The 15,765-nt window shown below is 52.4% G+C and carries 15 protein-coding genes and 1 tRNA gene; 13 read left to right on the top strand and 3 right to left on the bottom strand.

Features of this window, described 5'->3' with window-relative positions:
• Positions 1–14 precede the first annotated feature (14 nt).
• The 13 genes from MKS85_RS24415 (at position 15) to MKS85_RS24355 (ending at position 11,614) form a co-directional block, all read left to right on the top strand.
• The gene (locus MKS85_RS24415) at positions 15–461 is read left to right on the top strand and encodes a hypothetical protein (protein WP_047226889.1); all 447 of its coding nucleotides are present in this window, start codon (positions 15–17) and stop codon (positions 459–461) included.
• 350 nt (positions 462–811) lie between these two features.
• Positions 812–1,585, top strand: a complete 774-nt coding sequence (locus MKS85_RS24410) for an ABC transporter ATP-binding protein (RefSeq protein WP_188251776.1) — start codon at positions 812–814, stop codon at positions 1,583–1,585.
• Positions 1,586–1,598: 13 nt separating this feature from the next.
• Positions 1,599–2,366: an ABC transporter substrate-binding protein gene (locus MKS85_RS24405; protein WP_188251775.1), complete on the top strand. Its 768-nt coding sequence runs from the start codon at positions 1,599–1,601 to the stop codon at positions 2,364–2,366.
• 78 nt (positions 2,367–2,444) lie between these two features.
• Entirely contained in the window at positions 2,445–3,140 is a 696-nt protein-coding gene (locus tag MKS85_RS24400; RefSeq protein ID WP_076383342.1) for an ABC transporter permease, read from the top strand.
• Positions 3,137–3,826, top strand: coding sequence for an ABC transporter permease (locus MKS85_RS24395; RefSeq protein WP_047226885.1), 690 nt, complete (start codon positions 3,137–3,139; stop codon positions 3,824–3,826). The genes MKS85_RS24400 and MKS85_RS24395 overlap by 4 nt, the downstream gene beginning before the upstream one ends.
• Positions 3,807–5,039, top strand: coding sequence for a methyltransferase (locus MKS85_RS24390; RefSeq protein WP_188251774.1), 1,233 nt, complete (start codon positions 3,807–3,809; stop codon positions 5,037–5,039). The genes MKS85_RS24395 and MKS85_RS24390 overlap by 20 nt, the downstream gene beginning before the upstream one ends.
• A gap of 331 nt (positions 5,040–5,370) precedes the next feature.
• A complete protein-coding gene (locus tag MKS85_RS24385; protein WP_188251773.1) occupies positions 5,371–6,195 on the top strand; it encodes an FkbM family methyltransferase in 825 nt (274 codons plus the stop codon).
• A gap of 75 nt (positions 6,196–6,270) precedes the next feature.
• Positions 6,271–6,346, top strand: a tRNA-Thr gene (locus MKS85_RS24380).
• Positions 6,347–6,518: 172 nt separating this feature from the next.
• A complete protein-coding gene (locus MKS85_RS24375) occupies positions 6,519–7,841 on the top strand; it encodes an integrase arm-type DNA-binding domain-containing protein (RefSeq protein ID WP_310663149.1) in 1,323 nt (440 codons plus the stop codon).
• Positions 7,842–8,750: 909 nt separating this feature from the next.
• Positions 8,751–9,731, top strand: a complete 981-nt coding sequence (locus MKS85_RS24370; protein WP_310663148.1) for an integrase domain-containing protein — start codon at positions 8,751–8,753, stop codon at positions 9,729–9,731.
• Positions 9,728–9,988, top strand: a complete 261-nt coding sequence (locus MKS85_RS24365; protein WP_310663147.1) for a hypothetical protein — start codon at positions 9,728–9,730, stop codon at positions 9,986–9,988. The genes MKS85_RS24370 and MKS85_RS24365 overlap by 4 nt, the downstream gene beginning before the upstream one ends.
• Before the next feature lie 185 nt (positions 9,989–10,173).
• A complete protein-coding gene (locus tag MKS85_RS24360) occupies positions 10,174–10,878 on the top strand; it encodes a hypothetical protein (RefSeq protein ID WP_310663146.1) in 705 nt (234 codons plus the stop codon).
• Positions 10,879–10,978: 100 nt separating this feature from the next.
• Positions 10,979–11,614 carry a hypothetical protein gene (locus MKS85_RS24355; RefSeq protein WP_310663145.1) on the top strand — a complete coding sequence of 212 codons (636 nt, stop codon included), beginning with the start codon at positions 10,979–10,981 and terminating at the stop codon, positions 11,612–11,614.
• 584 nt (positions 11,615–12,198) lie between these two features.
• Here the strand turns inward: MKS85_RS24355 and MKS85_RS24345 are convergent.
• Genes MKS85_RS24345 through MKS85_RS24335 form a run of 3 tightly spaced genes read right to left on the bottom strand, consistent with a single transcriptional unit; the run spans position 12,199 to position 15,370 of the window.
• A complete protein-coding gene (locus MKS85_RS24345) occupies positions 12,199–12,411 on the bottom strand; it encodes a KTSC domain-containing protein (protein WP_310663144.1) in 213 nt (70 codons plus the stop codon).
• Positions 12,412–12,426: 15 nt separating this feature from the next.
• On the bottom strand, positions 12,427–14,187 hold the full coding sequence (locus MKS85_RS24340) for a helicase HerA-like domain-containing protein (protein ID WP_310663143.1): 1,761 nt from the start codon (positions 14,185–14,187) through the stop codon (positions 12,427–12,429).
• Positions 14,177–15,370, bottom strand: coding sequence for an SIR2 family protein (locus MKS85_RS24335; protein WP_310663142.1), 1,194 nt, complete (start codon positions 15,368–15,370; stop codon positions 14,177–14,179). The genes MKS85_RS24340 and MKS85_RS24335 overlap by 11 nt, the downstream gene beginning before the upstream one ends.
• Positions 15,371–15,765: the final 395 nt, after the last annotated feature.

Here is a 15,765-nt window from a genome sequence, read left to right as displayed (position 1 = left end):
GAAACCGAAGCCCAATGGCCTCACTGAACAAACAGCAAAAACGCGCCAAGCGTGCCAAAGACAAAGCCAAGCAAATCCGCATGAGCGGGCGTAAATCCATCCCCATGTATGGCGACCCGGCCCACGCCACCGCCCAGCCACCGGTCTATGTGCTCGAGCTGTTCGCCAAGCTACGCGAAGCCGAGGCCATCAGCCGTAGCGAAATGCTCGACACGCTGCTCGCGTCCCTGAGCGTGATGATCAGCGAACGCCCCGGCCTGCTGGACCTGAAAAACGCCGAGAACGAAAGCATGGCCGCCACCAACCTGGCCGCGGACATGCTGGTCGACTACCGCATGTGGGCCGACGACATGGATCGCGAGACGGCCCAGCGCTGGCTCAGCACCCCGGAGTTCATCAAGGACTTCAGCGAGGCGCTGGATCGTTATCGTCAGTTGATGGAAGAGCCCGCCAGCGAATAGAACGCGATCAGCCTCACGGAGAAGAAGACAGCCAGCTAAAACTTCCTATGGACGATAAAAACGCACAACGGCAACACTCATCCGATTAACCCTTCCAACCCCCAGCCAAAGCTGGCACCATCGCGCCTTTTTTTACGCGACTCCCCGGGATTTTTACCGGTAAACAGAGTTCGAACGGCCGTTCGGTTGTTGATGGCGCGACAGTCTGCTGCGCCGATGCGACAACCTGCCGCACATTCGCGGTTTACCACCCGTAGCGCTGTTGGCTGCCATTCGGACGCTATGCTAGCTTGGCCGCCTCGCCAGGAAGGCCGCCAACAGCAAGGGAGCACACACCATGAGGACCGCACATGGCCCAGGCCACGCCCGCGCTTGAAATCCGCAACCTGCACAAACGCTACGGAAAGCTGGAGGTGCTCAAAGGCGTCTCGCTGACCGCCCGCGACGGCGATGTGATCTCGATCCTGGGTTCCTCCGGTTCCGGCAAGTCCACATTCCTGCGCTGCATCAACCTGCTGGAAAATCCCAACCAGGGCCAGATCCTGGTGGCCGGCGAAGAACTCAAGCTCAAGGCCGCGAAAAACGGTGAACTGGTGGCCGCCGATGGCAAACAGATCAACCGCATGCGCAGCGAAATCGGTTTTGTGTTTCAAAACTTTAACCTCTGGCCGCACATGAGCGTGCTCGACAACATCATCGAAGCCCCGCGCCGGGTGCTCGGCCAGAGCAAGGCCGAGGCCGTGGAAGTGGCCGAGGCCTTGCTGGCCAAGGTCGGCATCGCCGACAAGCGTCATGCCTACCCTGCCGAGCTTTCCGGTGGTCAGCAGCAGCGCGCCGCCATCGCCCGCACTCTGGCGATGCAGCCTAAAGTGATTCTGTTCGACGAACCCACCTCTGCCCTTGACCCGGAAATGGTCCAGGAAGTACTTAGTGTGATCCGCGCCCTGACCGAAGAAGGCCGCACCATGCTGCTGGTGACTCACGAAATGGGCTTCGCCCGTCAGGTTTCCAGCGAAGTGGTGTTCCTTCATCAAGGCTTGGTCGAGGAGCAAGGATCGCCACAGCAGGTCTTCGAAAACCCGCTTTCGGCGCGCTGCAAACAATTCATGTCCAGCAACCGCTAACGGAGCAGTACATATGCAGACCTACAAGAAATTCCTCCTGGCCGCTGCCGCCAGTCTGGTCTTCTCGGCCAGCGCCATGGCCGCTGAGAAACTGAAGATGGGCATCGAAGCGGCCTACCCGCCGTTCAATAACAAAGATGCCAGTGGCAACGTGGTCGGCTTCGACAAGGACATTGGCGACGCCCTGTGCGCCAAGATGAAAGTCGAATGCAGCGTGGTGACCTCCGACTGGGACGGCATCATTCCGGCCCTGAACGCCAAGAAGTTCGACTTCCTGATCTCCTCGCTGTCGATTACCGAGGAACGCAAGCAGGCCGTGGACTTCACCGAACCGTACTACTCCAACAAGCTGCAATTCATCGCACCGAAGGCCACCGAAGACTTCAAGACCGACAAGGCCTACCTGAGCGGCAAGACCATTGGCGCACAACGCGCCACGCTGGCCGGCACCTGGCTGGAAGACCGCAACATGGAAGATGACTACAACGTAAAGGTCACGCTCTACGATACCCAGGAAAACGCTTACCTGGACCTGCTCTCGGGCCGCGTTGACGCCATCCTGGCGGACAAATACGTGCAATACGAATGGCTCAAGAGCAAAGACGGCGCCGCCTTCGAATTCAAAGGCGACCCGGTGGTAGAAAGCGACAAGATCGGTATCGCGGTGCGCAAGGGTGACGACGAACTGCGCAACAAGCTGAACGCCGCGCTCAAGGAAATCGTTGCCGACGGCACCTATAAAAAGATCAACGACAAGTACTTCCCGTTCAGCATCTATTGATACTGACGTGCCTGGCCGGCGCCGCTTCATTGCGACGCCGGCCCTTAGCAAAGCCTGCCGCGATATGAACACACACCCATGATGATCGATCTCTACGGATTCGGCCCGGCGCTCGCCGCTGGCGCGCTGATGACCGTCAAACTGGCGCTCTCGGCCCTCTGCCTGGGGCTGGTGCTCGGCTTGCTCGGCGCCTTGGCCAAGACTTCCCCGTACAAGCCGCTGCAATGGCTGGGCGGCACTTATTCGACACTGGTTCGCGGCATCCCCGAATTGCTCTGGGTGCTGCTGATCTACTTCGGCACCGTCAATCTCATGCGTGCCCTGGGCGAATACTTCGGTAACCCGGACCTTTCCCTCAACGCCTTCGCCGCTGGCGTCATCGCCCTGGGCCTGTGCTTTGGCGCCTACGCCACGGAAGTATTTCGCGGCGCGATCCTGGCCATTCCCAAGGGCCATCGCGAAGCTGGCGTGGCGCTGGGGTTGTCCAAGTGGCGGATCTTCACTCGACTGATCATGCCGCAGATGTGGCGCATCGCCCTGCCCGGGCTGGGCAACCTGTTCATGATCCTGATGAAAGACACCGCGCTGGTGTCGGTGATCGGCCTGGAAGAAATCATGCGGCACGCGCAAATCGGCGTGACCGTGTCCAAGCAACCGTTCACCTTCTATATGGTGGCCGCGTTCATGTACCTGGGCCTTACCGTGCTGGCCATGATCGGCATGCATTTTCTGGAACGACGTGCCGCCCGCGGCTTTGCCAGGAGCACCCAATGAACTGGGAAGTCATCATCAAGTGGCTGCCGAAACTGGCACAAGGCGCGACACTGACCCTGGAGCTGGTCGCCATCGCCGTGATCGCCGGTCTGCTGCTGGCGATTCCGCTGGGCATCGCCCGCTCCTCACGCCTGTGGTACGTGCGGGCGTTACCCTACGCCTACATTTTCTTTTTCCGTGGCACGCCGTTATTGGTTCAGCTGTTCCTGGTCTACTACGGTCTGGCGCAGTTCGACGCCGTGCGCAGCAGTTCGCTGTGGCCCTATCTGCGGGATCCGTTCTGGTGCGCCACGGCCACCATGACCCTGCACACCGCCGCCTACATCGCCGAGATCCTGCGCGGCGCGATCCAGGCCATCCCTCGTGGTGAAATCGAAGCCGCGCGAGCCCTGGGCATGTCCCGACCCAAGGCGTTGTTCTACATCATCCTGCCTCGCGCCGCGCGCATCGGCCTGCCGGCCTACAGCAACGAAGTGATCCTGATGCTCAAGGCCAGCGCCCTGGCGAGCACCGTGACCCTGCTGGAGCTGACCGGTATGGCCCGGACCATCATTGCTCGGACCTACCTGCCGGTGGAAATCTTCTTCGCGGCCGGCATGTTCTACCTGCTGATGGCGTTCGTGCTGGTGCAGGGCTTCAAACAGCTGGAGCGCTGGTTGCGCGTCGATGCCTGCCAAGGACGCTGACAGCGGCGTGTTGACGGGCGAGGCGTTACTCGCCCGTTTCACCGCGCTGGATGCTTTTCTCACAACGCACCAGGCATTGTGGAAACCGCGTCCGTTCACCCATCTGCAACTGCCATGGGAACGGTCCTACCCTGAGCTGGCCCAATGGCTACGGCAGCGTTCGCTGGAACACGCAGAAAACGACCATCACCAACCCTGGCTGATTCAACATGCACCCGCGCCATTTCCAGAACTGGCGGGCATTTCCCATGCGTTGAGCGTCGTCGCAGAACTGCCGGGCAAAGAGCTCGAAACCGCCGCCCATCGCCTCAGCGTCGACGTGCCAGGGCGCAAATGGCAGCAAATCGAAGCCTTCGCCAGCCGCCTGCACTTCGCTACCAAACCGACCCACTGGCTCGATTGGTGCGCCGGCAAAGGTCATCTTGGCCGACGCTTGCTGCAGGCTGAACAACAACTGACTTGCCTGGAATACGACCCAGCCCTGGTCGCCAGCGGCCAGCAACTGAGCCAACGCCACCGTCTGCCCGCCACGCACTTGCAGCAAGACGTGCTGGCGGCAGAGGCAGGCCTGGCGATCCGCCCTGAACACACACCGGTAGCCCTGCACGCCTGCGGCGACCTGCATGTGCGCCTGATGCAATTGGCGAGCGCCGCTGGTTGCACGCAACTGGCAATCGCCCCGTGCTGCTACAACCGCATCAGTGCTGAACGTTATCAACCACTGTCCGACGCGGCCAAGGGTTCGGTCCTACAGCTAACGCTCGATGATCTCAGCCTGCCACTGACCGAAACCGTCACCGCCGGCGCCCGCATCCGGCGGCAACGGGACCAGTCCATGGCTCGGCGCCTGAGCTTTGACCTGCTGCAACGACAGATCCGGGGCCGCGACGAGTATCTGCCTACCCCCTCGCTCCCCAGCGCCTGGCTGGAAAAATCCTTCATCGAGTACTGCACCGATCTGGCAGCCCTGAAAGACTTATCCACAGTCGGCTCGCCTGACTGGTCGGCACTGGAAGCGGCCGGTCATCAACGTCTGGCCCAAGTGCGCAACCTGGAATTGGTCCGCGGCCTTTTCCGGCGGCCTCTTGAGCTGTGGCTGGTGCTGGATCGGGCCCTTTTCCTCAGCCAAAAAAACTACCACGTCCGCCTCGGCATCTTCTGCGAAACGCCCCTCACGCCGCGAAATCTGATGCTGCTGGCCGAACGTCGCTGACATGAAACAGCCTGTGGATAACTCTGTTGATGAAATTGTCTTGGATCCAATTAATCCGCGATTTTCTGCTGGAAGCGAGGCTGGTCATTTTTTGTTCATATGGATAAAAAACCATTAAAACAGGCATTTGCGAGCAAACGAGAAAGCTGTCACAAAATCGCAAGATGGCAGTCGCCCCACCCCGCCCGTTGTGCATAAGCGTTCAAGCAAAACGACATAACCGCCGAACTCAGTGCTCCCACACGCCAGCAATTGCGCCCATCGCGCCTGTGCAGTACAACAGCCTTTCGTATCGTGATTGACACAATGCCGACACACACAAGGACTGGCCGTGACGTTCATTTCCTACGCACAGAACTTCGAAGACATACGCCTGTGGCGCGCCCTTCAATCGGTGGAAAACGGCTTTTATCTGGACGTAGGCGCCAATCATCCAACAGATGATTCCGTGACCCGGGCGTTCTACGATCACGGCTGGCACGGGATCAACATCGAACCGGTGCAGGCCTACTACGACGCTCTCTGCCAAGAACGGCCAAACGACATCAACCTGCAATGCGTAGCCGGCGAAAACGCCGACAGCCTGACCTTCTACACCATCGCCGACACGGGCCTGTCCACCGTCGAAGCCAGCGTCGCCCAACAGCACCGCGACGCGGGCATGAAGGTAAGCAAGCAGACCGTCCAGTCCCGCACCCTGACTTCGATCTGCGAGCAATACGCCCAGGACCGCCCCATCCACTTTCTGAAAATCGACGTCGAAGGCCACGAAGAAACCGTGTTGCGCGGCATGGACTTCACCCGCTGGCGCCCCTGGATCATCCTCATCGAAACCCCATGGGCCCGCGACCAGACCTGGGAAACCCTCGTCACCGACGCCGGCTACCACTCCATCCTGTTCGACGGCCTCAACACCTTTTACCTCGCCGAAGAACACCTGGCGCTCAAACCCGCTTTCGACATCCCCCCGTGCAACCTCGACGGATTCCAGTTCTGCAAAGGCCACAAATTCAGCCACCCCCTGAGCGAACCCGACCAGCAACTCACCGCCGCCCTGCAACGCGCCGAACGGGCCGAAGCCCAACTCCATGCCGTGCAAAACAGCCGTACCTGGCGAACCTTGCAGAAAGTGCGCAACCTCGTGCGCCGCGCCTGAGCCGAGGTCCTGCAAAAATAGTCAGAATTCAGGGGTTTACAGAACGCACCCAATCGCTATAATCGTCGCCCACACGCCGGTATAGCTCAGTTGGTAGAGCAACTGACTTGTAATCAGTAGGTCCCGGGTTCGACTCCTGGTGCCGGCACCATACAAGGTTCCAGAGAAGGCTTTCAAAATCTCTGGAACCCCCGAAAAACCCGCCTTCTGGCGGGTTTTTTCGTTTTAGCGTTCCATCGGTTTCCGTCAGAAACTGGTGGATTCCAACCGTTTTAAGGGTAGAGTTTGGGATACAGGTCACTTCGATAAAAGGGAGTACCCTTATGTCGCGCACCACAGCTCCGCTCTCCGACGCAGCTTGCCGCTTGGCAAAACCTACAGACCGCGCCTACAAGCTTTTCGACGGCGATGGTCTCTACCTCCTAGTCCAACCCAATGGCCGCAAAGGCTGGCGGCTCCGTTACGTCAAACCTGATGGACGCGAAGGACTGACCTCGTTCGGCAACTACCCCGTCATTGGCCTCGCCGATGCGCGCCGCAAGCGCTTGGAAGTTAAGCGAATGCTGGCGGATGGCGTTGACCCTATAGAGACCAAGCACCAAGCCAAGGCGGAAGCCGTAATCAAAGGCAGAACCTTTGAAAGCGTTGCGCTCGACTGGCATACGGAAATGTCGGCCAAGTGGGCACCAGGCCATTCCAAGACAGTGATGAGCCGCCTCAAAACCCACGTATTCCCGCTGATCGGCGCAAGCGCCATTGTTGATCTCGACACCCATGACCTTATGCAGCCCTTGGAAGCGATCAAGAAGCGCGGAACGATCGACGTTGCTTTAAGGGTACAAAATTACCTGCAGAGCATCATGCGCGAGGCAAAGCGCCTCCGGCTTATCACCATAAACCCTGCTTACGATCTCGAAGGCTCGATCAAAGCCCCGCGGGTGGTACATCGCCCCGCTCTACCCTTATCGCGACTGCCGGAACTGCAGGAGCGGATCGACACCTATAAAGGCCGGGCACTTACCCGCTTGACGGTGATGCTGTCGCTGCATGTGTTTGTACGATCCAGCGAACTGCGTTTCGCACGCTGGAGCGAGTTCGACCTCAAACGGGGCACCTGGGAGATACCGGACACTCGACCCGCGTTGGAGGGAGTACCCTTTTCCACAAGGGGTACGAAGATGGCAGGGGATATCCATTTAGTACCCTTATCGCCGCAAGCGGTGACCCTGCTTGAACAGATCCACGCCCTCACCGGTAAATTCGCATTGGTCTTCGCAGGGGATGCCAAACCCTGGAAGCCCATGTCCGAAAATACCGTGAACAACGCGCTTCGGACGATGGGATACGACACCAAAACCGATATCTGCGGGCATGGATTTCGTTCGATGGCCTGCAGCGCACTGATCGAGTCAGGATTGTGGTCGGAGACAGCCATTGAACGGCAGATGAGCCACAAGGAGCGCAACAACGTCCGCGCCGCTTACATCCACAAGGCCGAGTTCATCGAGGAGCGCAGGCTGATCATGAACTGGTGGAGCCGGTATCTGGAGGCCAACCGGCAGGAGCATGTCACTCCACACGAATTCGCAAACCAGACCGGAGCGAACGTCACTCGCCTAAAAGCAAAACGTGGCGCAGCCGAGTAAGCGCTCGGTCTTCATATCTCAGTGATCCGCTTGTCCACGCGGGTCCATCCAAACAGGGCTGCAAAGCCGCCCAGCTTGGATGGACCTCACTTAAAAAATCTAAAGCCCACGCAACTGTCTGTGGAAAACCACAGATTTCCACCGGTGGATAATTTCATCCACAGCCGCAGAACTCCCAAAAATTCGAGCTTGACCCGAATTATCCACAGGCGTAGAAAAGATCTGGCAAATCGCTGTCGCTGACAGCAACCCAGGTAGCCAGAACCTTTAAGGCTACGCCACACCGTGGTGGTTCTCCCAAAGTGCGATTAGCGTCCGGCGGCTCGCACGGTCACAGCGATGTGATGGATGCCTACTTTTACCAGTGTGCCCACTGCGGCAACTCATCCCCTTTCATAGCTGCCCTGCAGCAACCTAGCCACTTGGCCATTTCCTTGCGCCAACCTGCGCCCGTCTCTTTCTTCCGGAAAGAGACGGGCGCTCCTACCGCTGCTGCAGCCCAACTCGTACAAGGCATTGCGGCATTTCCCCTCGTGACAATCGGCGTGACAAACACCGAAGTCACCAGCAACAGCGACGCAGATGATGGTGCCGCAGCCCAGGGAATGGACTGCACCTGACTGACAGTCAGGCATGCACCGGTCATCGCATCACTGCCTTCACCCGACTCAGGATCTCGCGGCACGGGTCTCGTCAGCCAGCGCAGCCTCCACCCGCCCACTTCCTCGGAAGTGTTCAGGAGGCCAGATCACGAGATGCCCAAGCTCCCGGTCGTAAGGAGCCGCCAGTCCCGCGTTAGTGGACAACCCTCACAGGCCGCAGGGGCCTTGATCCCTGATAACACTCAACATTCTTGGCGGGATGACGTGGGGAAAGCTTCAAAGATTTGGCTTCGACAGGAATCTGATCATGGCACTGGTAGGTAAACGTGACGGGCGCAATTTTGGCTATGGCCGGCAACTGAGTTATGCCGGGCCACAGGCGCTACGTGATCTGTTTGGCGGCGGGCATTACGGGACGGTCAAAGCACACAGTGATCGGTGGCTGCCGTTTGTACGCTGGTGTCGGTCGGAGGATGGCCCGGGAATTAATGACGCACGGCAGATTGATCGGCAGACCTTGCTGGATTATGCGGAGCATCTGCGTCACCTGGTTGAGCGCAGCGATCTCGCCATCGCCACTGCGCAAAACCGATTGTCCAGCGTCAATCGGACCCTGGCAGCGCTTCGCGGTGATCAGTATGTGAAAGTACCGAGTCCGAGCAAGGCGCTAGGAATGCGGCGCACCAGTGTTCGTCGTTCGGTGCCGCAAGGCCAAGACCGCGAACATGTGAAGAGGGTCGTAGAGGTGCTTTGCGCACACCAGCCGCCGCGTGCCGCGGCCATCGCTCAATTAGCGCGAGCCACCGGCATGCGCTTACGTGAGGCCATTTTGGCCGACCTTCCGCGCTTAAAACGTGAGGCCGAACAATACGGCAAGATCAACATCCAGGATGGCACCAAGGGGGGCCGCTCAGGTGCCTCGGCACCTCGCTGGATCAGGGCGGATGATCATATTCGCGAGGCGCTGAGATTCGCCGAACAGGTCTCACCCGACGGTAGCCGCAACCTACTTGCACCGAACGAAAGCTACCTCGATTTCCAACGGGGAATCGTCCGTCCTGCACGGGACATCCTCCATCAGTACAACCTCAAAGGCTTCCACGAATTGCGGGTAGCCTATGCGTGCGAACGCTATGAGCAAATCACCCACCATCCCGCCCCCATCAACGGTGGCCATTGCTATCAGCTCGACCGACGTCTCGATCAGGAAGCCCGAGTACAAATCAGCTATGAGCTGGGGCACAACCGTATCGTCGTGGTGGCCGCTTACATTGGTGGTCGGGTATGAGCAAGGTATTCGATATGGAACTATTCCTGTCAGGCGTCCTGACCGGATCGCACACCACGCGCCAACGCCACCTGCGTCAGGCGAAGGCCATCCAAGCAGCAATCACTGATCGCTGGCAACGGGACAATCCATGGACTTGGCAGAGAAAACACCTTGCGTGGTTTTTGAATCACCACCTAAGCCAGCACACTGAATCGACGCGCTATTACTATTTGCTGACCATGCAATTACTCACTCATCGCTTAGGAAAATCCTGACAGTTCAGCCGCTAGACGAAGGTCAGAAACGGCCAGGAACCGTCAGTGGACACTATACTGGCAAAACGATAGCCTACAGCTAGAAATGCTCGAAAGGGATCGAATCGCCTATGTCGTATTTGGATGCGACATAGCATCTCGCCCAATATAAGTTAGGGTACGTCAATACAGTACATGGATGAAACATGATCGATCTCGGAGCCACAGATTTTTATATTGACGTACCGAGCCTGCCACGGCATGAGCTCGAAAAATATTCGACTAAGTTGTTCGATGAGTGGGAGGCATATGTAGAACAAGTATTAAAAATCCCAGATTATGCACTTGCGCTTGAAGTTGAAGAAGGCTCAATAAAAGGTGGGGCTAAAATTGCAGCAGCGCTTTACGCACTTTATATGGGTATAGGCCAATATGGCTCGTTCATATCGGGAGTTCAAACAATACAAGGCCAAATAAGCTCAATAGGCGATTTTCTGGCTACTCACGCGACTACGCCTTTCTCGTCCAATGAAGTCAAACCAATAATCAAAAAACATAGTGGTTCTTTAGGCGAGTTACAACGATTATTCTTTAAAGTTCAGCAAGGAAAAATTACGGCTGAGCAAGCAATGCTTGAGGCTGAAGTCATATTCGGCGACGAAGCGAAATCCGAGCCAGATTTCATGAATGAAATGAAAAATTCATTTGAAAACACGCCTCTACTAGCAAAGCAATTAACGTTACCTCTAAATACTTTTGAGCAAGACGTGTTTCTACAAATCAGCAATAAAAAGCGCCAACCACGCTCACCGCGCCCTAAGCCAGAACCACCTATTGGCCAACAATTTCGCGTAGAGGTTTGGCGCGACTCAAAAAAAGAAAAAAGAAAGGTACGTGTAATACAATTGTGAAACATCAGCCCCCTAGCCTCTGGTTAAAATCGCTCGCTGGGACGGGCTAAAATCCGCTCACTAACCAGACGTCAAGTCACCACAATCCCGAGTTATAAATATGAATGAAAGCCAAAAAACAGAAGCCATTCTAAGAGATATTGATGAGTTATTCGTTTTCATCCACGATCTTATTGATGAGCAAAAACTGAATCTAGACGACCAGTATCAACGAATAAATTACACATATTTTAAAATGTTTTGCTGCCACCTCGAGTCAATTTGTATATTAACAGCTAACAACCACTTTAGCTCAGCCATTTTGCTAATGAGAACAGTTCTGGAGCTATTTGTAAAAAGCTTCTATTTTGAGTTTGTTGAAAAAGAAAAGGATTCCTGTGTAGAGGATTTTCTAGATGGAAAAAAGGATTTCCCAAACTTTTTTCTAATGACCAAAGCACTTGAAGAATATACTCATGTTTCATTTGGTGATTTTAAAGAATCATTCAAGCAGTTCACCAAAAGCGGCTTGGCAAGCTACGAAAAATTTTCATTATTCTCCCACGGCAGAGGTGAAATATTAAAGGCATTCTACAAGCACAATAAAATCTCCTACACTACTGAACAAGTTTCAGATGTGCTACTAACAGCAAAAGGACTTTTTGAACAACTATCCTTGTTGTTATTTTTCACCCAAAATAAACCTCATGACGTTGGGCTTCTGCTTAAAAAAATAAAATACCTAACAACTCGCTGAAGCACCGCGCGCTTTGTGCGCCGTACAGTTTTTAACTCGCGGCTTTGTGTTTTTTTTGCGTAAGAATAATCCACAAAACCACAACTTAAAAACTGCCGCTTAGCTCGGCGCTATAACCCCAGTCTAAGCCAGGAAGCGAGGTAACCTGAATGTCCATTGGTGGAAGACGCTCCGCCGTTTTTCACCCAACTCGAACTTTGGAGCTGCGTAGCGGGAATAGGGGTCAGACCTCGCTTTCAATTAAATATCGAAAATCGTGGTCGGACCCTGTTTTTCCGAGCCATTCAAGCGGCGATTTCTGAACGCTGGCATCGAGACAATCCGTGGAGTTGGCAGTAAAAGCACCTCGTCTGGTTTCTCAAACAACATGTGAACCGATACGCTGCGTCAACGCGTTATTACTACCTGTTAACTGTACGTTTGCTCGTTTTCCGATTAGGCAAACCCTGGCAGTTCAACATAAACTTAACATCTATAACAAATCGTGATGAGACACCCCGTAAATAACAGCGAAAAGCTGCCAATTACAACTGACAGCTCTCGGTCAAGATTTATACCTAGCAGATTTTTATAAAAACTCCAAATCAACCAACTTGAGCTTCTCGGTAATGCCCTTTTATAGAACTGTGAAAAAATTTTCCATGTGATTCTGCCGCATCAAACTCGTACCAACTTGAAAGCGGAAAGTCATAATAGTTCCAAATCACTCCACTGTTGAATTCAATCTCTAAAGTAGAGTTCGAATCCTCGTAGCCAATACTTCTAATCATGCTGGATGATACGCTTCTACGTTCCATGTGAATTTCCATTGTTTAAAGTTTTTGCTCACGTATTTTTGTCACTACCGCCTTGTAATTTTCTCCATCAGGAGGAAAATCATGAGTCCAGCATTCAATCAGTTTTGGATCTTCACTAGTCGGACGCGGGTAATTTAACTTTAGTCGAACTCTGGATGGGATTTTTATAGCTTCTCCAGATATCACAGCCTCTCCAACGCGCAATGATGCCAGGAGCTCCATTAAGCTATTAAGATTATCAGGAGCCGCAGATTTCACTATGGACTGATCACTTGAGTTTGTGAGTCTAAGAGCTATCAAAGTTCCGATTTGAGAAAGAATTGTTTCAGATAATTCAGATGGCCGCTGTGAAATCACAAGTGCCCCTACACCAAACTTCCTCCCTTCTTTGAAAACTTTTTCAACGGCCGCTTTCGAATAACTACTTTTATCATTTTTTCCTAAATACGTATGAGCTTCTTCAAACGCTAATAGGAGAGGTCTTTGCTTACCCGTATATGGCTCTCGACGCCCCCAAAACATGCTGTCGTAAACAAATCTTGTGATCAATCCAATCGTTATATCTAAGACTTCAAACGGTACACCGCTGAGATCCAAAATTGTTAAGCGCTGCGGGCAGCCTATCCAATCTGCTAGTAAATCATGCAAATCTTTCGGTGAGTCAGCAGTCTTATAATCCCCAGGATCAAACAAAAAGTCGTATCGGGAGTCTTTCAGGCGAGAAAGTAGTTTCTTCTCATATGAATAGTACTCCATATGTTTCGACTTATAAGGTGCCGCATTATTCATTGCATACGCTTCGAATGATGCCGGAATCAATTGTTCCGCATCACCAGGTGCAAGTTGTTGAGCAGTATTTTTCAACTGTTCATCTTTTACACTCGTCGAAAAAGAGGCATTGATACTCCAATTCATCTCGTACCATAGACGTCGAGCACTGAAGGGAATTGGGGAGTCCGCAGTTATAAGATCACGATTGACTACACCTGATTTTAAATTAACATTCTCCCGCTTTAACTCAGTTACGAGATCGCGCAGCAAACGATATTCAATTTTTTGTTCATCACGATAATCCGCCCCCACCAAAAAATAAGCGAGCTCTTCAAATGTCATGAGCCAAAACGGGATAACCAATGGCTCAACGACTTCATTAATTCGAAGTACTTTGGAGTTAGGAAAAGCTGAAGCGTACTCTCCATGCGGATCTACCAACATGACTCTTGAGCCAACATAGCCATCCAAAATGGATTTTAGAATACTTACAGTTGCGTTTGACTTCCCGCTTCCTGTGGACCCCAAAATACCGCAATGCCGTAGAACCAAATTATGCGCATCTACGTAGACACCTAAGTTGTCGGACGAGGAGTGCTTTCCTATTTCAATGGAGCCAGCATCTTTTTCTCCGTAAATCTCAAACAAATCTTGCTCAATAACTAAATGTACTTCGTCATCTATTGTCGGATAGGTACCAACTCCTTTCTCAAACTCTCCGTCGCCAATTTTTTCGCCGATAAGTTGAACAGAAAGAAATTTCGAGCTATTACGATTTTCGCCCTCATCATCGTCTGCAAATGGCCTATCACTTACTGCTGCAACGATAGCGTAAATAGTGATATTTCCCATCGGCATTTTTATAAACGTACCAATCTGCCCGATCTTATACAATCGTCCGTTTATTATTGGAGCAGCCGAGGGGATTTCGGATGACACCTCTACTTCTACAGTGCTTGAGTCAACACGAATGACCTTACCCAAAAATGTCGAATCAGTTTTCATCTATAGACACCTCAATTTCGCTACGGCGTCCTGAGTTGCCTACCAGAAACTCCACCAGATGATTGAAATCACCTAGCAATAACTTATTGCTACCTTCGTGCCAAAAACTATCGCTACTCTCTTTGTTTTTGAGCTCCGCCTTATCAAAATGCCATGCCCCTAATGTTCCATTAATGATTGCGGTAGTCGGCCCAAATACCGATAGATTTAAATACCCCGCTGAAAGAGCGTGTAGTTTTTCAACTTCGCTATCAGCATAAAAAAACACCACCACACTGAGCCGATTATTTTGACGCAAACAATTGAAAATAATCTCATTAATATGCTGATCTAAAAATGAGTACCCGCTAAAAACAAAAAGAAGCTCACTGCTCAATAGATAATTTTTAAGTCGATCAAAATAAACCAGAAAGGGCTGTCTACGAGATGAATCATATTTTTCTTTTGAAGGATAAATAACTATCTCATTTTTTTCTTCTTCTATTTTTTCAACTTTTCCGAGACGCACAATTTTGTGTGACTTCAGATTTGCAGCTTTCTTCCAAAACCAACTAAGAGAACCATGAATTTTCCATAGGCGGATCCAATTTTGAGTTAGGTCGCTTCTTCGAACGAGTTTCTCAACACTTTCCTGCCAAAAAAATGGCTCATAAGAACCAACAAAACCATCGAAATATGGCGCTCTAATAGCTTCAAGCGATTTTTCTATAACCAAGTCGTAATTTGTAGTAAAAACCTCTTTTGAAAAGTCTCGACTTTGCATGTTCATCCATGCAAAAAATTTCTTTGTGATTGTGAGGTCCGCGCCCAGCTCTTTTTCTGTAATTAGATTATAAATACTTTTACATATTTCCACATCTAAATCACGAGCATTTACGCCTGTAACTCCAAGAAAATCTCTATCGGCTCGCTCTTCAGTAATTTCACGTATACGTCTTATTTGATTAAGAATATCTTCAATACTGATTGTCTCTGCCGGTTTCGACAAATCAGCTTTAATAATATTAAAAAGCTCTAGCAGTTCGACGCTTAAAGATTTTTCGACCTGAACAGTTAATTGCGAGATATTTGGCAGTCCTAATGCACAGGAAGTACCTGCCCCCATAAAAAATCCGAGGTTTTTAGCGTATGACAGCTGGCTTTTAAGCTCGCGAATTTCTTTCAGTACATTTATTTCTTCCATTTCCCACTTCCTATGGTGATACCTCGACGCATCGCTATCCGGCAGTGCAGCTGTACTAGTGGCTTTATAGCACCATTTCTTATCGAACGAGGCTCATCTAGCGAAGAATGTCGAAACTCTGTTAGTGAAAAGTCGGAATAAAAGCGCGACAACCAAGCCAAAACCGTCAGCTTCGGGTGTATCTGAGGATACAAATAGAGGTAGAGATAGTTTTTTAGTTAAAAATTAACCTTTAATTTCAATAACAAATGTTCTGATTCGATTCCTGGTGCCGCACCATACAAAACAAAGCCCTCGCAGAAATGCGAGGGCTTTGTTGTTTCTGCACGCCCACTTTCTGTCCAGATACTGAATTCTGTGGGAGCGAGCCTGCTCGCGATGAGGCCATCACCGCC

This window comes from Pseudomonas sp. JL2 (genome assembly GCF_031570495.1).
Lineage (GTDB): Bacteria > Pseudomonadota > Gammaproteobacteria > Pseudomonadales > Pseudomonadaceae > Aquipseudomonas > Aquipseudomonas rhizophila.
Note: the sequence above shows the minus strand (reverse complement) of the source record. Positions and strands in the feature narration are given on the sequence as shown.